Raw genomic sequence first — 19,877 nt, 5'->3', positions numbered from 1 at the left:
CTCGCGCGGGACGTCAACGAGCCGGTGCCGGCACCCACTTGGGTGACCGCCACCGGCTCAGGCGTGTCTCTGCCGCGCTCTTGACTGGATCATGATGTGTCATGAGCCTGGCATCTGTTCGCTGCTGTGGCGGACTCAAGCCTGTCGGACAGGCTTCAGCTAGGGGGGTTCATGAGACGAAGAGCGAGATCGATCCTCGCCGTCGGCGCGCTCCTGATCGGCGGAGCGAGCTTCGCACCCATCGCCCAGGCACAACCCGCGGACCCGGTGACCCCGGACGCGGACGAAGTGAAGGTCTTCCGCGCGGACGTCACCCAGGAGCAGGTTCCGCTGCTGCTGGCCGCCGGACAGGACGGCCACGAACTCAGTGAGCGGGTCCCCGACAAGGGGACGGCCACCGTCGAGGTCTACCTGACCGACGGGCAGGCCGAGAAACTGGAGAAGCAGGGCGTCGGCCTCGCCGAGCACACCCTGTCCGCCCGGGCCGAGAAGCGCGTCGAGGCCGCGGCCGACGGCGTCTTCCGCCCGTACAGCGGCAGCGGCGGCCTCAGGGAGGAGATCCTGCGGACCGCGCAGGAGAACCCCGGCCTCACCAAGGTCGTCTCCATCGGCAAGACCGTGAAGGGCCAGGACATCCTGGCGCTCAAGCTCACCAAGAACGCGAAGAAGTCGAAGGACGGCTCCAGGCCCTCCGTCCTCTACATGTCCAACCAGCACGCACGTGAGTGGATCACCCCGGAGATGACCCGCCGGCTGATGCACCACTACCTGGACAAGTACGACGAGGACCGGCGGATCAAGAAACTCGTCGACTCCACCGAAATGTGGTTCCTCCTGTCGGCCAACCCCGACGGCTACGACTACACGTTCGAGAACACCGACAACCGCCTGTGGCGCAAGAACCTGCGCGACAACAACGGCGACGGCACCATCGGCACCGGCGACGGCGTCGACCTCAACCGCAACTTCGCCTACAAGTGGGGCTACGACGACGAGGGCTCCTCCCCGAACCCCACCAGCCAGACCTACCGCGGTGACGGCCCGAACTCCGAGCCCGAGACCCAGGCCCTGGACGCCTTCCAGAAGCGCATCGGCTTCACCTACGGCATCAACTACCACTCCGCCGCCGAGCTCCTCCTCTACGGAGTCGGCTGGCAGGTGGCCACGAACACCCCGGACGACGTCCTCTACAAGGCGCTCGCCGGCACGCCGGACAACTCCGCGATCCCCGGCTACCACCCGCAGGTCTCCTCGGAGCTGTACACCACCAACGGCGAGGCGGACGGCCACGCGGCCAACGTCAACGGCATGGCGATGTTCACCCCGGAGATGTCCACCTGCCAGACCATCTCCGAGCAGGACCCCGACGACGAGTGGAACGCGGGCGACTGCCAGTCGGGCTTCAACTTCCCCGACGACGAGGAGCTGATCCAGCAGGAGTTCGCGAAGAACATCCCCTTCGCGCTCTCCGTCGCCGAGAGCGCCGCGCACCCCGACCGGCCGTCCTCCGCGGTCGGCCTGGAGGCCGCCGACTTCACCCCGGCCCCCTTCACCACGTCCTACTCGCGCGGCGCCGACCAGGAGGTCTCGGTCGTCGTCCGCAAGTCCGTGCGCGACAAGGAGCTGAAGTACCGCGTCAACGGCGGACGCGTCCACGACATGGCCCTCAAGCCGTGGCGGGGAGGTGAGCGGTACGGCGGCGAGGACAACCTCTACTTCGACGAGTACCGCGCCAAGGTCAAGGACGGCGACCGCGGCGACGAGGTCGAGGTCTGGTTCACCGGCGAGACGAAGAGCGGGAAGCGGACGGAGAGCGAGCACTTCACGTACACGATCGCCGAGCGCCCCCGCGCGGACGTCCTCGTCGTCGCGGAGGAGGGCGCGAAGGCCACGCAGACGCAGACCTACGTGGACGCGCTCAAGGCCAACGGCAAGCGGGCGGCCGTCTGGGACGTCGCCGCACAGGGCGCGCCCGACGCGCTCGGCGTCCTCGCCCACTTCGACACCGTCGTCCACCACACCGGCGCCGCGGTGCCCGGCAACGCCACCCAGCTCCAGCTGCGCGCCTTCCTCAACGAGGGCGGCCGGCTGATCGAGGCGGGGGAGCGGGCCGGCGGCAGCGTCGACCTCGGCGGCGGCACCCTGTCCGACGACTTCAGCCAGTATTACCTGGGCGCCTACACCCGCACCTCGACCCCGGGGGCCACCGGATTCACCGGCTCCGGCAAGCTCGGCGGCACCACCGGCAAGCTCGGTGACGCCCCCGGCAACCCGCTCGACGCGGCCGGAACCTACAGCGTGACCTCGGACCAGCTGCCCGTCGGCACCTACCCCCAGTTCGCGAGCGCGGGCGCCGGGAAGTTCGCCGGGACGGTCAACCCGTACGGGCCCTACGCGGGCGACTGGATGGCCGCCGCCGTCCACACCGACGACGCCTACAAGCGCCTCACCCGCACCGTCGACCTCACCGGTGTCACCGCCGCCGACCGTCCCACGCTCCGCACCCAGCTGCTGTGGGACACTGAGCGCGGCTACGACCACGCCCTGGTCGAGGCGCACACCACCGGCGCCGACGACTGGACGACGCTGCCCGAGGCCGGCGGCGCCACCGGCACGGCCGTGCCCGCGGAGTGCTCGGCCGGGTTCTACGTGAGCGAGCACCCCTGGCTGGAGCGCTACCTGACCCTGTCGGACGACGGCTGCACCGCGGCCGGCACCACCGGGCAGTGGAACAGCCTCACCGGATCGTCCGGCGGCTGGCGGCAGGTCGCGTTCGACCTGAGCGCCTACGCCGGGAAGTCCGTCGAGCTGTCGATCGCCTACGTCACCGACCCCGGCAGCGGCGGACGCGGCGTCCTCGCCGACGAGGCCTCCCTCGTCGTCGGCGGCACCGCCGTGACCGAGGGCTTCGAGACCTCGCTCGGCGCCTGGCGGGTGGCCGGGCCGCCCGCCGGCAGCCCCGCCGTCCTGAAGGACTGGGCCCGTACCGGGACCCTGTTCCAGACGTACGGCGCGGTCACCACGGACGACACCGTGCTGCTGGGCTTCGGCCTGGAGCACCTCACCGAGCCGGCCGCCCGGGCGGCCCTGCTCCGCCAGGCGCTGCGTGCCCTGGATGAGTGAATCCGAGTGGGCTGGGGACTGACACGGTGTAACGAAATCGGGTGATCGGTCCCCACGCCCCAGAGCGGTCCGTACCCCTACTGGCGGGTACGGACCGCCCTGCCGGGTATGGGGCGTCTCGATGTCACCCCCGGGGCCCCGGAGAGGTAGGGTCGGTGGTGGTCGGGGACATCCCAAATACAGCTCGCCGGCACATCGGGCCGGCGTACCAACGAGGAGATCGGTTCGTGACGATCCGCGTAGGCATCAACGGCTTTGGCCGCATCGGTCGTAACTACTTCCGCGCGCTGCTGGAGCAGGGTGCAGACATCGAGATCGTGGCTGTCAACGACCTGGGTGACACCGCGACCACCGCCCACCTGCTCAAGTACGACACCATCCTCGGGCGCCTCCCGTACGAGGTCTCGCACACCGAGGACACCATCACCGTCGGTGACAAGACCGTCAAGGTCCTCGCCGAGCGCAACCCCGCCGACATCCCGTGGGGCGACCTGGGCGTCGACATCGTCATCGAGTCGACCGGCATCTTCACCAAGAAGGCCGACGCCGAGAAGCACATCGCGGGCGGCGCGAAGAAGGTCCTCATCTCGGCCCCGGCCAAGGACGAGGACGTCACCATCGTGATGGGCGTCAACCAGGACAAGTACGACCCGGCGAACCACCACGTCATCTCCAACGCCTCCTGCACCACCAACTGTGTGGCGCCGATGGCCAAGGTCCTCGACGAGAACTTCGGCATCGTCAAGGGCCTGATGACGACGGTGCACGCGTACACGAACGACCAGCGCATCCTGGACTTCCCGCACAAGGACCTGCGCCGCGCCCGTGCCGCCGCGGAGAACATCATCCCGACCACCACGGGTGCCGCCAAGGCCACCGCGCTGGTCCTCCCGCAGCTCAAGGGCAAGCTGGACGGCATCGCGATGCGCGTCCCGGTCCCGACCGGCTCGGTCACCGACCTCGTCCTGGAGCTCGGCCGCGAGGTCACCAAGGAAGAGGTCAACGCCGCCTTCCAGAAGGCCGCCGAGGGCGAGCTCAAGGGCATCCTGGAGTACACCGAGGACCCGATCGTCTCCTCGGACATCGTCAACGCCCCGGCGTCCTGCACCTTCGACTCGTCCCTGACCATGGTCCAGGACGGCAAGAACGTGAAGGTCATCGGCTGGTACGACAACGAGTGGGGCTACTCCAACCGCCTCGTCGACCTCACGGTCTTCGTCGGCAACCAGCTCTGATCGAACCGGACTCAGCAGGCACCTCGATGCGGTAGCAGGGCTCGGGCAGCGCAAGGCCGCGCTGTCCGGGCCCTGCGTCGCGTCCGCAGCGACCAGCCCTCGTAGGATCACGAGCGATCCGAGAACCCAGGAGCACTCTTGAAGACGATCGACGAACTGCTCTCCGAAGGCGTCGCGGGCAAGCGCGTCTTCGTCCGCGCCGACCTGAACGTGCCGCTGGACGGCACCACCATCACCGACGACGGCCGCATCCGCGCCGTGGTGCCCACCGTCAAGGCCCTCGCCGACGCGGGCGCGCGCGTGATCGTCGCCTCGCACCTGGGCCGCCCCAAGGGCGCCCCGGACCCGGCCTTCTCCCTCGCCCCCGCCGCCGCCCGCCTCGGCGAGATCCTCGGCGCCGACGTCGCCTTCGCCGAGGACACGGTCGGGGAGGCCGCCGAGTCCACGGTGTCCGGCCTCGCGGACGGCCAGGTGGCCGTCATCGAGAACCTGCGCTTCAACGCCGGTGAGACCAGCAAGGACGACGCCGAGCGCGCGGCCTTCGCCGACAGGCTGGCCGGCCTCGCGGACGTCTATGTCGGCGACGGCTTCGGCGCGGTGCACCGGGGACACGCCTCGGTCTACGACCTGCCGAAGAGGCTGCCGCACTACGCCGGCTACCTCATCGCCACCGAGGTCGGCGTCCTGAAGAAGCTCACCGACGACGTCCAGCGCCCGTACGTCGTCGCCCTCGGCGGCGCCAAGGTCTCCGACAAGCTCGCCGTCATCGACCAGCTGCTCGGCAAGGCCGACCGGCTCCTCATCGGCGGCGGCATGGCGTACACCTTCCTCAAGGCCCAGGGCCACGAGGTCGGCATCTCCCTCCTGCAGGAGGACCAGGTCCCGGTCGTCAAGGAGTACATGGAGCGCGCGGAGAAGAACGGCGTCGAGCTGGTCCTCCCCGTCGACGTCCTGGTCTCCACCGAGTTCCCCGACCTGAAGACCAAGGCCGCGGCCCACCCCACCACCGTCGCCGCGGACGCCATCCCGGCCGACCAGGAGGGTCTGGACATCGGTCCCGAGACCCGCAAGCTGTACGCCTCGAAGCTCGCCGACGCCGCCACCGTCTTCTGGAACGGCCCCATGGGCGTCTTCGAGCACCCCGACTACGCCGAGGGCACCAAAGCGGTCGCCCAGGCCCTCGTCGACGCCCCGGGCTTCACCGTGGTCGGCGGCGGCGACTCCGCCGCGGCCGTCCGCACGCTCGGCTTCGACGAGAACGCATTCGGCCACATCTCGACCGGCGGCGGCGCCTCCCTCGAATACCTCGAGGGCAAGACGCTCCCCGGCCTCGCCGCACTGGAGGACTGACCTCAATGACCACCCGCACGCCGCTGATGGCGGGCAACTGGAAGATGAACCTCAACCACCTCGAGGCCATCGCCCACGTCCAGAAACTCGCCTTCGCCCTCGCGGACAAGGACTACGAGGCCGTCGAGGTCGCCGTCCTGCCGCCCTTCACCGACCTGCGATCGGTGCAGACCCTGGTCGACGGCGACAAGCTCAAGATCAAGTACGGCGCCCAGGACCTCTCGGCGCACGACAGCGGGGCCTACACCGGCGAGATCTCCGGCGCGATGCTGGCCAAGCTGAAGTGCAGCTACGTGGCGGTCGGCCACTCCGAGCGCCGCCAGTACCACCACGAGACCGACGAGCTCGTGAACGCCAAGGTCAAGGCTGCCTACAAGCACGACCTCACCCCGATCCTGTGCGTCGGCGAGGAGCTGGACGTCCGCGAGGCGGGCAACCACGTCGCCCACACCCTCGCCCAGGTCGAGGGCGGTCTGAAGGATCTCCCGGCCGAGCAGGCCGAGACGATCGTGATCGCCTACGAGCCGGTGTGGGCCATCGGCACCGGCAAGGTCTGCGGTGCCGAGGACGCCCAGGAGGTCTGCGCGGCCATCCGCGGCAAGGTCGCCGAGCTGTACTCGCAGGAGCTGGCCGACAAGGTCCGCATCCAGTACGGCGGCTCCGTCAAGTCCGGAAACGTCGCCGAGATCATGGCGCAGGCCGACATCGACGGCGCGCTGGTCGGCGGGGCCTCGCTGGACTCGGACGAGTTCGTCAAGATCGTCCGCTTCCGCGACCAGTAGACCGCCCGGTCGGCCGGCCGCTCGCCCGGCGGATCGACCGGTGAGTATGCGGTGGCGGCGATACGTCGTACCCTTGCGGGGGCATGGTGGCCTGCTGTCATCATGCCCCCGTAGTTCATCCGAAGCCGAGGAAGTTGGTCCAGCCGTGGTTATGGGGTTCTCGATCGCCCTGATCGTCTTCAGCCTGTTGCTGATGCTGCTGGTGCTGATGCACAAGGGAAAGGGCGGCGGCCTCTCCGACATGTTCGGTGGCGGCATGCAGTCGTCCGTCGGTGGCTCCTCGGTCGCCGAGCGCAACCTCGACCGGATCACCGTGGTGGTCGGTCTCCTGTGGTTCGCGTGCATCATGGTGCTCGGCCTGCTGATGAAGGCGAACAGCTGACCCATCACGCACTTCCGCACGTAAAGCCCCATGTTCGGTACGCGCTTCACGGCGCCGCCTATCATGGGGCTTGCGTCTGGGCGCTTGGGCTTGTAACTCGAATCACTGGACGCGCGTTGGGCCTTACGTAGACTGAGGCGCTCGCAGCGAAGCGGAACGCCGACTCGCTTTGCGGCACCATCACGCAGGGAGTTACGACCGTGGCAAGTGGCAACGCGATCCGGGGGAGCCGGGTCGGAGCGGGGCCGATGGGCGAGGCCGAGCGCGGCGAGTCCGCGCCGCGTCTGCGCATCTCCTTCTGGTGCTCCAACGGACACGAGACGCAGCCGAGCTTCGCGAGCGACGCACAGGTCCCCGAGACCTGGGACTGCCCGCGCTGCGGCTTCCCCGCCGGACAGGACCGGGACAACCCCCCGGACCCGCCGCGCACCGAGCCCTACAAGACCCACCTGGCATATGTGCGCGAGCGTCGCAGCGACGCGGACGGCGAGGCGATTCTCGCCGAGGCGCTCGCCAAACTCCGCGGCGAGATTTAGGCGGGGGTCTTCGCGGCTTTCTCTTGCGGTCACTTCGGTCCGGTTCAGTCTTCTCCACTATTGATCAATTAGGTTGGAACAGCCGGGACAGCTGGGACACCTAGGGAAGAAGGCTGAAGTCCGAACATGAACGCAGACGGCCGTACCAGGCTCCATCAGACGCCCGAATGGAAGGCGCTGGCCAAGCACCGCGACGAGCTCGGCGAGGTCCGGCTGCGCGACCTGTTCGCCGCCGACCCCGGGCGCGGCACCGGCTGCACGCTCCGGGTGGGAGACCTGTACGTCGACCACTCCAAGCACCTCGTCACCGACGAGACCCTGCGGCTGCTGCGGGAACTGGCCGCCGCGACCGGCGTCTTCGGCCTGCGCGACGCCATGTTCCGCGGCGAGCGGATCAACACCACCGAGGACCGGGCGGTGCTGCACACCGCGTTGCGTGCCCCGCGGGACGCGGTGATCGAGGTCGACGGCGAGAACGTCGTGCCCAAGGTGCACGCCGTACTCGACAAGATGGCGGACTTCGCCGACCGGGTCCGCTCCGGTGAGTGGACGGGGCACACCGGCAAGCGCATCCGGAACGTCGTCAACGTCGGTATCGGCGGCTCCGACCTGGGCCCCGCCATGGCCTACGAGGCCCTGCGCGCCTTCACCGACCGCGAACTGACGGTCCGTTTCGTCTCCAACGTCGACGGCGCCGACCTGCACGAGGCGACGCGGGACCGGGACCCGGCCGAGACGCTGTTCGTCATCGCCTCCAAGACCTTCACCACGATCGAGACGGTCACCAACGCGACCTCCGCCCGGACCTGGCTGCTGAAGGCGCTGGGCGACGAGAAGGCGGTCGCCCGGCACTTCGTCGCGCTGTCGACGAACGCGGAGAAGGTCGCCGGGTTCGGCATCGACACGGCCAACATGTTCGAGTTCTGGGACTGGGTCGGCGGCCGCTACTCGTACGACTCGGCGATCGGGCTCTCCCTGATGATCGCCATCGGCCCGGACCGTTTCCGGGAGATGCTCGACGGCTTCCACCTCGTCGACGAGCACTTCCGCACCGCTCCGGCCGAGTCCAACGTGCCGTTGCTGATGGGCCTGTTGGGCGTCTGGTACGGCAACTTCATGGGTGCCCAGTCGCACGCGGTACTGCCGTACTCGCACTACCTGTCGAAGTTCACGGCCTACCTCCAGCAACTGGACATGGAGTCCAACGGCAAGTCGGTGGACCGCGAGGGACGCCCTGTCGCGTGGCAGACCGGACCGGTGGTGTGGGGCACGCCGGGCACCAACGGGCAGCACGCCTACTACCAGTTGATCCACCAGGGCACCAAGCTGATCCCGGCGGACTTCATCGGCTTCGCCCGCCCGGTGGCCGAACTGAGCGACGAGCTCGCGGCCCAGCACGACCTGCTGATGGCCAACTTCTTCGCGCAGACCCAGGCACTCGCCTTCGGCAAGACACCGGACGAGGTGCGGGCCGAGGGCGTGCCGGAGGAACTGGTCCCGCACAAGACCTTCCGGGGCGACCACCCGACGACCACGATCCTCGCCCGCGAGCTGACCCCCTCGGTGCTCGGCCAGCTCGTCGCCCTCTACGAGCACAAGGTGTTCGTCCAGGGCGCGATCTGGAACATCGACTCCTTCGACCAGTGGGGCGTCGAACTCGGCAAGGTGCTCGCCAAGCGCGTCGAGCCCGCCCTCACGGAGGGCGCCGAGGTCCCCGGTCTGGACGCCTCCACCAAGGCACTGGTCGCCGCCTACCGGGAGCTGCGCGGACGGAAGTGAGCCGGGTCGCGGTGGCCCGGCGGTCCCGTCAGGCCACCGCCCCCAGCGTGTCGGCGAGGCGCCGCCGGGCCGCCCGCGCCGCGGGCACCGCGGCCAGGGCGGCGGCACCGAGCACGGCGGCCGTACCCAGCAGCGTGAGGAGTCCGGGGGAGGGCGCCCGGGCGATCCCCGCGCCGATCCCGCTGGAGGCGCCCTGGGCGTCGATCAGCCAGTGCGCGAGCGGCAGCCCGAGCGCGGTGGCGAGGAGCACCGCCGCCAGGGCGGTGCAGGCGGTGGCCGTGACGGTGATGCCGGTGATCTGGCGGGGTGACAGGCCGATCGCCTTGAGGGCGAGCAGGTCCCGTTCGCTCTCGCGGACGGTGCCACCGATCGCGGTGAGCAGTTCGACCAGCCCGATCAGGGCGAGTACGGCGATCAGCCCGAGGACGACCCCGCGCAGCGGGGAGAGCCCGTCGGCCGGGTTCGCCACGGGGTGCACGTCGAGCCGGCCCTCCCCGGCTCCGGCGAGCCGCCCGGCGACCTCGTCCGGGTCGGCGCCGGCGTGCAGACGCAGCTGGTAGAGGGTGGGACTCAGCCGCGGATCGTTCTCCCGGAGCGTGTCCAGGGAGGTGGAGACGACCCGGCCCGCGTTCTCCGGCTCGATGCTGCGGCCCACGATGTGCAGGATCTGCGGCCGGTCGCCGACGGTCATCCGGACCCAGTCGCCGACCCGTACGTCCAGCAGGTCGAGCAGGCCCTGCCCGGCCACCGCCTCGTCCGCCCCGTGCGCGCGGCGGCCCTCGGCCAGGGCGTAGGGGTACGGGTCCTCATGGGTGCCGAGACCGCGCAGCGCGATGGTCGCGGTCTGCCCCGGCACCAGCGCGGCCACCTCCACGCCGGGGTAGGCGGCGTCGACCTCGGGGTCGCGCTCCAGCAGGGCGCGGGCGTCCCGGTCGCCGAGACCGGTGTCGGCGCGCACGGTGAGGGCGGCGGGCAGCCCGATCTGCTCGGGCCGGCTCTGGAAGCGGTCGATGGTGGTCCAGGCGCTCATCGCCACCACGATCAGCAGCAGCGGCAGCGTGAGGCGGGCGACCGTGGCGAGCGAGCGCGGAGAGCGCGTGAACGCCTTGTGCCAGCCCAGGACGAGTGCGGGCGGCACGCGCACCTCGAGTTCCCGTCCGCCGGACCGCCCCGCGGCAGGCTCTCCACCGGCCTCTCCGCCGGGCTCCAGGACGTCGGACCCCCGCCCGCGCCCCGGCCCCCGGCGGACCCCCGGCACCCGGAGCCCCCGCAGCCCCAGCGCACGCCGGGCCGCGGCGGACAGGCCCCCGCCCCGCACCGCCGCCGGACGGGGTACCGGAACCGGTGGCACCCGCCCCGCCCGCCAGGCCGCGAGGCCGGTGGTGGCGGCGATGAACAGCACCGCGCCCGCGGGTACGGCGAACAGCGCGACGGTGTGGCCGGGCAGCCCCTGCCAGACGCCGACCGCGTCCCCGAGCCGGCCGGGCACCCGGCTGCCGAGGGCCTGGGTGAGCGCGGCGGCGGCCACCGCGCCGAGCAGCGCGTAGGCGAGGTGCTGGAGCAGGAAGACCCGGACGACCTGGCCCGGTGTGAAGCCGATCGCCTTCAGCACGGAGATGTCCCGCAGATGACCGCGGATCCGGGTGCCGATCGCCCCGTGCACCGCCAGCCCGGCGGCGAGCAGCGCCCCCAGTCCGAACAGGCCGAGGACCTGGCCGAGCAGCCGGTTGTCGCCCTGCGCCTCGGCGCGGGCCTGCTGCCAGGTGGAGACCTGGCCGATCGCACCGGCGCCGAGCACGGTCACGGCGCGCTGCACGACGTAGTCCGTGTCGGCGGGATCGGTCAGCCGCAGGCCGGTCACCTGACCGCCCGGGCGGCTCACCGCGGCCGGCGGCGCCCACACCAGGCCCGGCTGCTCACCCGGGCGGTAGCGGCGTTCGGGGCTGTCCGCGATGCCGAGCACCGTCAGGGTCCGTGCCGTGCCCGGGAGGGCGAGGGTGTCGCCGGGCTGGGCCAGCAGTGCGCGGGCGAGCCGGCTCTCCAGGACCACCCCGTGGGGATCCGCCGGGTCGAGCCAGTGCCCGGCGGTGAGCAGCGGGCGCCCCACGGCGGGCTCCTCGGCGGTGCCGCGCAGCTCGACGGAGGCGCGGGTGCCGCGTACGGAGACGGTGGCGGGGGCGGTGGGGTAGGGACCGGCGACGGAGCGCACGCCGTCCAGGCCGGCCAGCTCGGCCGGGTCCGCCGAGGCATCGGTGTGCAGCCAGACATGGGCGCCGCGGGACTGCGTGAAGACGCGCTGCCAGGGGTTGGTCGCGTACCCGAACAGGGCGGTGGCCAGCAGCAGCGAGGCGACCACGCCCGCGGTGGCGAGGACGAGGAACAGCGCCTCGCCCCGATGGGTGCGCAGATCGGAGTGGGCCCAGCGCAGGGTGGCTCGCACCGGCCTCAGCGCTCCGGAGCGCGGTGCGCGCGGTGGTCGTACGTCCGCGTGCCGGTCATCGCGGTCGGTCCCCGAGCTCCAGCACGGCGGAGGCGCCGGGCCGGCGGCGCGGCGGGGTGCCGGCGTCCAGTGCGGCGTCGTCGGCTATGCGCCCGTCGAAGAAGCTGATCACCCGGTCGGCGGCGCTCGCGAGCCGGGCGTCGTGGGTGACCAGCAGGATCGTCTGGCCGCGCTGGTGGAAGCGGGTGAGCAGCCGCATCACCTCGCGGGTGCCCTTGCTGTCCAGGCTGCCCGCGGGTTCGTCGGCCAGCAGCAGCGGCGGATGGTTGACCAGGGCCCGGGCGAGCGCCACCCGCTGCTGCTCACCGCCGGACAGCTCCCCGGGCATGCTGCGCTCCTTGCCCGTCAGGCCCAGCTCGGCCAGCAGCCCCTCCCGCTCGGCGCGCGCCCGCTTCGGCGGCAGTCCGGCGAGCAGGGCGGGCAGCTCGACGTTGTCGGCGACGGACAGGTCGGAGACCAGGTTGAAGAACTGGAAGACGATCCCGATGCGCTTCCTGCGCTCGACGGCCCAGCGCGCCTCGCTGTACGCGTCCGTGCACGCGCCGTCCAGCCAGAGGCTGCCGGCGTCCGGCCGCTGGAGCCCGCCGAGCAGGTGCAGCAGCGTCGACTTCCCGGCGCCGGACGGTCCGGTGATCGCCACGAACTCGCCCCGCCGCACACACAGGTCGACCCCGCGCACGGCGTGCGCCGGGGCGCCCTCACCGTGGTGCGTCCTGACCAGGCCCTCGGCGCGCAGCACGGGAGCCGGGTCCGTGCCCGCCGCGGAGACCACCGCGGAGTCGGCTCCAGCGCTCACTCCAGCTCCTCCAGCTCTTCCTGGCACCGTTCCAGCCAGTCGAGGTCGGCCTGCAGGTGCAGCATCGCGCCCTCGATGAGGAGGTGGGCGACGCGGTTGTCGCGGTCTTCGGCGGCGGCCAGCTTGGACAGCTGCCGCATGGTGTTCAGGTACTGCCGCCGCTGCTTGTTGATGAGGGCGACCTGGTCGGCGAGCCCGGTCTGCGGGGCGAGGGCGAGCTTCATGAAGAAGTCGTCCCGCACCCGCGGCTCGTCCGCCGTCTCCTCGTACCAGGCCCGCAGCTCGTCGCGCCCGGCCTCGGTGAGGTGGTAGACCTTCTTGTTGGGCCGGCTCGACTGCTCGATGGCCTCGCCCTCGATCAGTCCCGTCTTCTCGAGGCGGCCGAGGGTGACGTAGATCTGGCCGACGTTCGGCTGAGGGTACGCGGAGCCCAGCAGTTGCTCAAGGTCCTGCTTCAGCTCGTAGCCGTGGGCCGGACCGCGGGCCAGGAGAGCCAGGAGGTGCAGGCGCACTCAGCCGTCCTCCCGCCTCTGGTCATGTCCCCGGATGTGCTCCAGGCCCTAGTATCGCGCATACCTAACAGGTATACATGGCCTCTGGTCCGGGCGAGGGCGCCCGGTGCCGGCCCGCGAGGTGCGCACGTACCGGCCGGTGAGCGAGGTCGTACAGGGAGGAACCTATGCGGTGGATCCACGCCGCCGGTAGGGGCCTCCTCGTCCTCGTCGTGATCCTGACCGGATACGCCGCCTCCGGCGTCCGCGCCGACGGGGGCGCGACGGGCGGGCGCGGTCCGCTCACCCTGGCCACCGCCGGTGACCTCACCGGGTATCTGGGTCCGCTGCTGGCGGGCTGGAACCGCGCGCACCCCGCGGAGAAGGTCACCCTCGTCGAACTGCCCGACTCCGCGGACGAGACCCGCGCGCAGATGGCCACCGACCTGCGCGACGGTGACCGGCACCGCTTCGACGTCCTCAACATCGACGTCAACTGGACCACCGAGTTCGCCGCCGCCGGCTGGATACGTCCGCTGCCCCGCGACCGGTTCCCGCTCGGCGCCCTGCTGCCGCCGGTCGTCGACACCGCGACCTACGAGGGCCGGCTGTACGCCGTCCCGTACGTCACCAACGCGGGTCTCCTGCTGTACCGCAAGGACGTCCTGGCCGCGGAGGGCGTCCCGCCGCCGCGCACCTGGGCCGAGCTGGAGCGGTACGCCGAGGCGATCGCCCCGAAGCACGGACTCGCCGGCTACGCGGGCCAGTTCCTGCCCTACGAGGGCCTCACGGTCAACGCGGCCGAGGCCGTCTACTCGGCGGGCGGGAGCATCCTCGGTGACGAGGGCGAACGGGTCACCGTGGACTCGGCGGCGGCCCGCGAGGGCGTCGGTTTCCTGGCGCGCGGCGTGCGCGAGGGCTGGATACCGAGGGACGCGCTGGCCTACAAGGAGGAGGAGTCCAAGCAGGCCTTCCAGGACGGCCGCCTGCTCTTCCTGCGCAACTGGCCCTACGCCTACGTCGGCGCGTCCGCCGAGGGTTCGAAGGTCGCCGGCAAGGTCGGCGCCGTACCGCTGCCGGGGCCGGACGGTCCCGGGACCAGCGTCCTCGGCGGGTCCAACCTGGCCGTCGGCGCCCATGCCCGGCATCCCGACTCGGCCGCGCGCCTCATCGCGTACCTCACCAGCGAGCGCGTCCAGCGACAGGTCCTCACCCGCGGCGCGCTGCCGCCGGTGCGGGCCGACCTCTACGAGGACCCGGAGCTCGTCGCCGCGTTCCCCTACCTGCCGACCCTGCGCGAGAGCGTGCTGGCCGCCGCGCCGCGCCCCAAGAGCCCGCGCTACGACCAGGTCAGCCTGGCCGTGCAGGCGGTCGTGCACGACGCGATGACCGGGCGGCAGACGCCCGAGGCCGCGGTGCGGCGACTGGCGCGCGAGCTGGCCGCCCTCTCGCACCGCTGAGGCCCTCTAGTTACGTGTTAGGTAACGCCCCCATCTCATCTGTGCCCGTGGTGCGGCGAAAAGTGCGGATATAAAGGCCCAGTTGTTCCGCGGCCCCTGTTCTTTTCGTTGACATCCCCGCGACACCGCTACCTAACATGCATGCATAACGGCTTCTCCCAACAGACGGGTTCTCGGGGTGAACAGGCACCAGTGGTGGCGTGACGCGGTGATCTACCAGGTCTACGTCCGCAGCTTCCTCGACAGCACCGGCGACGGCGTCGGCGACCTCGCCGGCGTGCGGGCCGGGCTGCCCTACCTGCGCAAACTCGGCGTGGACGGGATCTGGCTGAGCCCCTTCTACCCCTCGCCGCAGCACGACCACGGCTACGACGTCGCCGACTACCGCGGCGTGGACCCGCTCTTCGGCGACCTCGACGAGTTCGACGCGCTGGTCGCGGCCGCCCGGCGCCTGGGCATCCGGGTGCTGCTGGACATCGTTCCCAACCACTGCTCCAGCGAGCACCCGTGGTTCCGCGAGGCGCTGGCCTCCCCGCCCGGCAGCCCGGCCCGCGCCCGCTTCCACTTCGCCGACGGCCGGGGCCCGGACGGCGCCGAGCCGCCCAACAACTGGCACGCCATGTTCGGCGGACCCGCCTGGACCCGGGTGACCGAGGCCGACGGCCGGCCCGGCCAGTGGTACCTGCACATGTTCACGCCCGAGCAGCCGGACTGGAACTGGCGCGAGCCGCAGGTCGCCGCCGAGTTCGACCGGATACTCCGCTTCTGGCTGGACCGGGGCGTCGACGGTTTCCGCATCGACGTCGCCGCCGGCCTCTTCAAGCACCCGGAGCTGCCCGACTCCCCGGACCCGGAGGCCGACGCCCGCACCCGGGACTCGGTCAATCCGCTCGCCTGGAACCAGCCCGAGGTGCACGACGTGTGGCGGCACTGGCGCGCCGTCTGCGAGGAGTACGCCGCCCGCGACGGCCGCGAACGCCTCCTGGTCGGCGAGGTGTCGGTGCCCAGTGCCCGCGAACACGCGCGCTACGTCCGCCCCGACGAGCTCCACCAGGCCTTCTTCTTCGACCTCCTCGGCGCCCCCTGGGACCCGGACGCCTTCCGCAAGGTCATCTCCGAGGCCATGCAGGACATCGCCGGCACCGGTTCCACGGTCACCTGGGTCCTCAACAACCACGACCAGGTCCGCACCGTCACCCGCTACGGCGAACCCGCGACCGAAGGCAGCGGCCTCGGCGCCGCCCGCGCCCGCGCCGCGGCCCTGCTGATGCTGGCGCTGCCCGGCGCCGCGTACATCTACCAGGGCGAGGAACTGGGCCTGCCCGAGGTCGTCGACCTGCCCGACGACGTGCTCACCGACCCGATCTTCCACCGCACCGGCAGCCGCGCCCGCATCCGCGACGGCTGCCGGGTGCCGCTGCCCTGGTCGGGACAGGCCTCCCCGTTCGGCTTCACCACCGGTGACGGGGGCGCCAAGCCCTGGCTGCCCCAGCCGGAGTACTTCGCCGAGTACGCCACCGACCGCGCGCTCGCCGACACCCGCTCCTTCTGGCACCTGTACCGCGACGGGCTGCAAATCCGCTCCGCGCTGCCCCAGCTGGGCGAGGGCACCCTGCGCTGGCTGGACACCCCGCCGGGGGTCCTGGCCTTCGTCCGCGGCGACGGCCTGGTCTGCGCCGTGAACTTCGGCACCGCCCCCACGCCCGCGCCGGTACCCGGCACCCCGCTGCTCGGCAGCGGCCCCTGCCCGGCAGGCGTCCTGCCCGGCGCCACCGCCGCCTGGTGGATCGCCGACCTCTGACCCGTGCTCGCCCCACCCTCGAAGGGACATCGACGATGACGCGACGACGTACCACCCTGCTCACCGGCTGCACCGCCCTCGCCCTCGCCCTCGGCACGACCGCCTGCGGAGGCTCGGGCCCCGTCACGGCCGGCGGCGGTGACAAGGCGCTCGGCGGCCAGACGGTCACCGTCGCCGGCGTCTGGTCCGGTACCGAGCAGGAGAACTTCCAGAAGGTGCTGGACGCCTTCACCGAGAAGACCGGCGCCAAGACCTCCTTCGTCTCCACCGGCGACAACGTCTCCACCGTCGTCGGCAGCAAGATCGAGGGCGGCAACGCCCCCGACGTGGTGATGGTCCCGCAGGTCGGCGTGCTCAAGCAGTTCGCCGGCAAGGGCTGGCTGGAGCCGCTGTCCGAGACGGCCCGGAAGTCCGTGGACACCCACTTCGCGGACGTCTGGAAGACGTACGGCACCGTCGACGGCAGCCTCTACGGCCTCTACTTCAAGGCCGCCCACAAGTCGACCGTCTGGTACAGCCCCGAGGCCCTCACCCAGGCCGGGGTCGAACCGCCGACGACGTACGACGAGATGCTGGAGGCCGGGCGGACCGTCTCCGACTCCGGACTCGCCGCCTTCTCCGTCGCCGGCCAGGACGGCTGGACGCTCACCGACTGGTTCGAGAACGTCTACCTCTCCCAGGCCGGACCCGAGAAGTACGACGCCCTCGCCGCCCACGAGCTGAAGTGGACCGACCCGAGCGTGGTCCGGGCGCTCACCACCCTCGGCAAGCTCTTCAAGGACGAGCAGCTGATCGAGGGCGGCCAGAAGGGCGCACTGAACACCGACTTCCCGGGCTCCGTGGAGAAGGTCTTCGGCCCGAAGCCCGAGGCCGGCATGGTCTACGAGGGCGACTTCGTCGCCGGGGTCGCCAAGGACCAGTTCGGCAGGGAGATCGGCGAGGACGCCGACTTCTTCCCCTTCCCCGCGGTCGGCGGCGGCGAGGCGCCGGTGGTCAGCGGCGGTGACGCGGCCGTCGTCCTCAAGGACGGCAAGAACGCGAAGGCCGGCATGGCGCTCCTGGAGTACCTCGCCACGCCGGAGGCCGCGGCCGTGTGGGCCGAGGCGGGCGGTTTCCTCTCCCCGAACAAGAACCTCGACCCGGCCGCGTACGGGGACGACGTCAGCCGCGCCACGGCCAAGTCCCTCGTCGGCGCCGGGGACTCGGTCCGCTTCGACATGTCCGACCAGGCACCGGCGGCCTTCGGCGGCACCAAGGGCACCGGCGAGTGGAAGCTCCTCCAGGACTTCCTGCGCGACCCGTCCGACCCCGAGGAGACCGCGGCGCAGCTGGAGGCCGCGGCGGCCAAGGCCTACAAGGGCTGACCGGTCATGACCTCGACCCTGGTGAAAGAGACGAGCCCGCCCACCGTCCCCGGCCCGGCCCGCGTGCGGCGCCCCCGGCGGCGCCGGGCGGCCGTCGCCCTGCTCTTCGTCCTCCCCGCGCTGCTCCTGCTGGGCGCGCTCGTCGTCTACCCGGTGCTGTTCTCCGTCGGGCGCAGCTTCTTCGACGCCTCGGGCACCCGCTTCGTGGGCGGCGACAACTACACCGAGATGTTCCGCGACCCGGCCACCCTCAAGGCCGTCCGCAACACGGCCCTGTGGGTCGTCGTCGCACCCACCCTGCTCACCGGCCTCGGTCTGGTCCTCGCCGTGCTGGTCGAGAAGGTCCGCTGGGCCACCGCCTTCAAGCTGCTGCTCTTCATGCCCATGGCGGTGTCCTTCCTGGCCGCCGGCATCATCTTCCGGCTCGCCTACGACCACGACCCGGACAAGGGCGTCCTCAACGCCGCCGTGACCGGTGTCCACGACGCCTTCACCGGCACGTCCTCCTACCCGACCGCCCGGGCGCGGGACGGACAGGACGGCGGCCTGGCCGAGGAGGCGGACGGCTCGTACCGGACGGGTGCGGGCGTGGCGCCGGGGGACACGGTGGCACTGGGGCTGGTCGGGGTGCTGCCCGGCGACCTGCCCTCCGGCGCGCGGCCCGCCTACGGGGCGGCGGGGCGCGAGGCGGCCGCCGACGAGCTGCGCGGCGTCGTCTACCTGGACTTCACGCCCGGCGGGGGAGGGGAGCAGGGCCGGGTGGACCGGCGCGAGAGCGGGCTGCCCGAGATGACGGTCGAGGCGGTGCGCGACGGCCGCACGGTGGCGACCACGACCACCGCGGCCGACGGCTCCTTCCGGTTCGGCTCGCTGGAGCAGGGCTCGTACGCCGTGAAGCTCCCCGCCTCGAACTTCGCCCCGCCCTACGAGGGCGTCTCGTGGCTCGGGCCCGCACTGGTCACGCCCGCGATCATCGGGGCGTACCTGTGGATCTGGACCGGGTTCGCGATGGTGCTGATCGGCGCCGGGCTGTCCTCGCTGCCGCGCGACGCGCTGGAGGCGGCGCGGATGGACGGCGCGAACGAATGGCAGATCTTCCGGCGGATCACCGTGCCGCTGCTGGCGCCGGTGCTGACGGTCGTCTTCATCACCCTCGTGATCAACGTGATGAAGGTCTTCGACCTCGTCTACATCATCGCGCCCGGGCCCGTGCAGGAGGACGCGACGGTCCTGGCGACGCAGATGTGGCTGGTGTCGTTCGGCGGCGGCAACAACCAGGGGCTCGGCAGTGCGCTGGGCGTGCTGCTCCTGCTGCTCGTCGTCCCGGCCATGGTCTTCAACGTCCGCCGCTTCAGGAGGAGTCAGCGATGAGGAGTCAGCGATGAACGCCGTGCGGCGCTATCTGGGCAACGGGGTCGTCCAGGCCTTCCTCGTGCTCGTCGGTCTCGTGTGGATGACACCGCTGGCCGGACTGTTCCTGTCCTCGCTGCGGTCCGCCGAGGACACGGCGAAGGGCGGCTGGTGGACCGCTCTGGCCAGTCCCGGGCAGCTGTCCCTCGACAACTACTCGGCCCTGCTGGGCAACTCGGGCATCACCCAGGCCTTCTGGAACACGGTGCTGATCTCCGTGCCGACGACCGTGCTCGTCGTGGTCGTCGGGGCGCTCGCCGGGTACGCCTTCGCCTGGCTGGACTTCCCGGGCCGGGAGGCGGTCTTCCTGGTCGTCGTGGCGCTGCTGGTGGTGCCCGTGCAGATCGGACTGCTGCCGGTCGCCAAGATCTTCGGGCAGCTGGGGCTGTTCGGGACCATCCCGGGCGTGGTGCTCTTCCACGTGGCGTACGGACTGCCGTTCGCGGTGTTCCTGCTGCGGAACTACTTCGCCGAGATGCCGAAGGAGATGCTGGAGGCCGCGCGGATGGACGGCGGCAACGAGTGGCGGATCTTCACGCGTCTGGTGCTGCCGGTGGGACGGCCGGCGATCGCCAGCCTCGCCATCTTCCAGTTCCTGTGGGTGTGGAACGACATGCTGGTGGCGCTCCTCTTCGCGGACAGCTCCGCACAGCCGCTGACGGTGGAACTCCAGTCGCAGATCCGGCAGTTCGGCAGCAACATCGACGTACTGGCGCCGGGGGCGTTCCTGTCGCTGGTGGTGCCGGTGGTCGTGTTCTTCGCCTTCCAGCGGCACTTCGTGCAGGGCGTCATGGCGGGGTCGGTGAAGTGAGGCGCGGGACGGGGCGGCGGGGCTTTCGGCCCCGCCGCCCCGTCCCGTTCCCGGGTT

General features: G+C 71.4%; 15 protein-coding genes. 12 read left to right on the top strand and 3 right to left on the bottom strand.

Annotated elements, in window-relative coordinates; translation table 11 throughout:
• Positions 1-171 precede the first annotated feature (171 nt).
• The 7 genes from SAM23877_RS09470 to pgi all read left to right on the top strand — a co-directional run bounded on the left by SAM23877_RS09470 (position 172) and on the right by pgi (position 9,187).
• Positions 172-3,123 (top strand): M14 family metallopeptidase, encoded by a 2,952-nt coding sequence (locus SAM23877_RS09470; RefSeq protein WP_053128928.1) that lies wholly within the window; start codon positions 172-174, stop codon positions 3,121-3,123.
• 227 nt (positions 3,124-3,350) lie between these two features.
• Positions 3,351-4,358, top strand: a complete 1,008-nt coding sequence (gene gap / locus SAM23877_RS09465; RefSeq protein ID WP_053128925.1) for a type I glyceraldehyde-3-phosphate dehydrogenase — start codon at positions 3,351-3,353, stop codon at positions 4,356-4,358.
• Between the two features lie 138 nt (positions 4,359-4,496).
• Positions 4,497-5,708, top strand: a complete 1,212-nt coding sequence (locus SAM23877_RS09460; RefSeq protein WP_053128923.1) for a phosphoglycerate kinase — start codon at positions 4,497-4,499, stop codon at positions 5,706-5,708.
• 5 nt (positions 5,709-5,713) lie between these two features.
• Positions 5,714-6,490, top strand: coding sequence for a triose-phosphate isomerase (gene tpiA / locus SAM23877_RS09455; protein ID WP_053128921.1), 777 nt, complete (start codon positions 5,714-5,716; stop codon positions 6,488-6,490).
• Between the two features lie 151 nt (positions 6,491-6,641).
• Positions 6,642-6,872 (top strand): preprotein translocase subunit SecG, encoded by a 231-nt coding sequence (secG, locus tag SAM23877_RS09450; RefSeq protein ID WP_053128919.1) that lies wholly within the window; start codon positions 6,642-6,644, stop codon positions 6,870-6,872.
• Between the two features lie 200 nt (positions 6,873-7,072).
• On the top strand, positions 7,073-7,408 hold the full coding sequence (locus tag SAM23877_RS09445; protein WP_003976875.1) for an RNA polymerase-binding protein RbpA: 336 nt from the start codon (positions 7,073-7,075) through the stop codon (positions 7,406-7,408).
• Between the two features lie 126 nt (positions 7,409-7,534).
• Complete coding sequence (pgi, locus tag SAM23877_RS09440) at positions 7,535-9,187, top strand: glucose-6-phosphate isomerase (protein WP_053128917.1); 1,653 nt, start codon at positions 7,535-7,537, stop codon at positions 9,185-9,187.
• 28 nt (positions 9,188-9,215) lie between these two features.
• Here pgi and SAM23877_RS09435 read toward each other — a convergent pair whose 3' ends face one another.
• The 3 genes from SAM23877_RS09435 to SAM23877_RS09425 are packed head-to-tail and all read right to left on the bottom strand — an operon-like array spanning position 9,216 to position 12,995.
• A complete protein-coding gene (locus tag SAM23877_RS09435; RefSeq protein WP_053128915.1) occupies positions 9,216-11,627 on the bottom strand; it encodes an ABC transporter permease in 2,412 nt (803 codons plus the stop codon).
• A 55-nt stretch (positions 11,628-11,682) separates the two neighbouring features.
• A complete protein-coding gene (locus SAM23877_RS09430) occupies positions 11,683-12,483 on the bottom strand; it encodes an ABC transporter ATP-binding protein (RefSeq protein ID WP_174532206.1) in 801 nt (266 codons plus the stop codon).
• A complete protein-coding gene (locus SAM23877_RS09425) occupies positions 12,480-12,995 on the bottom strand; it encodes a PadR family transcriptional regulator (RefSeq protein ID WP_053128913.1) in 516 nt (171 codons plus the stop codon). Before SAM23877_RS09425 ends, SAM23877_RS09430 begins: the two co-directional genes overlap by 4 nt.
• Before the next feature lie 167 nt (positions 12,996-13,162).
• On the opposite strand from SAM23877_RS09425, the gene SAM23877_RS09420 reads away from it, so the two are divergent.
• From SAM23877_RS09420 to SAM23877_RS09400, 5 genes are all read left to right on the top strand, one after another.
• The gene (locus SAM23877_RS09420; protein ID WP_053128906.1) at positions 13,163-14,434 is read left to right on the top strand and encodes an ABC transporter substrate-binding protein; all 1,272 of its coding nucleotides are present in this window, start codon (positions 13,163-13,165) and stop codon (positions 14,432-14,434) included.
• 178 nt (positions 14,435-14,612) lie between these two features.
• On the top strand, positions 14,613-16,235 hold the full coding sequence (locus tag SAM23877_RS09415) for a glycoside hydrolase family 13 protein (RefSeq protein WP_053128903.1): 1,623 nt from the start codon (positions 14,613-14,615) through the stop codon (positions 16,233-16,235).
• 35 nt (positions 16,236-16,270) lie between these two features.
• Positions 16,271-17,599 (top strand): ABC transporter substrate-binding protein, encoded by a 1,329-nt coding sequence (locus SAM23877_RS09410; protein WP_053128895.1) that lies wholly within the window; start codon positions 16,271-16,273, stop codon positions 17,597-17,599.
• 6 nt (positions 17,600-17,605) lie between these two features.
• On the top strand, positions 17,606-18,970 hold the full coding sequence (locus tag SAM23877_RS09405) for a carbohydrate ABC transporter permease (RefSeq protein WP_053128893.1): 1,365 nt from the start codon (positions 17,606-17,608) through the stop codon (positions 18,968-18,970).
• 10 nt (positions 18,971-18,980) lie between these two features.
• The gene (locus SAM23877_RS09400) at positions 18,981-19,820 is read left to right on the top strand and encodes a carbohydrate ABC transporter permease (RefSeq protein ID WP_053128890.1); all 840 of its coding nucleotides are present in this window, start codon (positions 18,981-18,983) and stop codon (positions 19,818-19,820) included.
• Positions 19,821-19,877: the final 57 nt, after the last annotated feature.

The organism is Streptomyces ambofaciens ATCC 23877 (assembly GCF_001267885.1).
Classification (GTDB): Bacteria; Actinomycetota; Actinomycetes; order Streptomycetales; family Streptomycetaceae; genus Streptomyces; species Streptomyces ambofaciens.
This window is presented reverse-complemented; position numbering and strand designations above follow the sequence as displayed.

Excerpts from the sequence above, each read along its gene's own strand:
- SAM23877_RS09470 (WP_053128928.1), top strand. The coding sequence starts at position 172 with ATGAGACGAAGAGCGAGATCGATCCTCGCCGTCGGCGCGCTCCTGATC.
- tpiA (WP_053128921.1), top strand. The coding sequence starts at position 5,714 with ATGACCACCCGCACGCCGCTGATGGCGGGCAACTGGAAGATGAACCTC.
- secG (WP_053128919.1), top strand. The coding sequence starts at position 6,642 with ATGGGGTTCTCGATCGCCCTGATCGTCTTCAGCCTGTTGCTGATGCTG.
- pgi (WP_053128917.1), top strand. The coding sequence starts at position 7,535 with ATGAACGCAGACGGCCGTACCAGGCTCCATCAGACGCCCGAATGGAAG.
- SAM23877_RS09420 (WP_053128906.1), top strand. The coding sequence starts at position 13,163 with ATGCGGTGGATCCACGCCGCCGGTAGGGGCCTCCTCGTCCTCGTCGTG.
- SAM23877_RS09410 (WP_053128895.1), top strand. The coding sequence starts at position 16,271 with ATGACGCGACGACGTACCACCCTGCTCACCGGCTGCACCGCCCTCGCC.
- SAM23877_RS09405 (WP_053128893.1), top strand. The coding sequence starts at position 17,606 with ATGACCTCGACCCTGGTGAAAGAGACGAGCCCGCCCACCGTCCCCGGC.
- SAM23877_RS09400 (WP_053128890.1), top strand. The coding sequence starts at position 18,981 with ATGAACGCCGTGCGGCGCTATCTGGGCAACGGGGTCGTCCAGGCCTTC.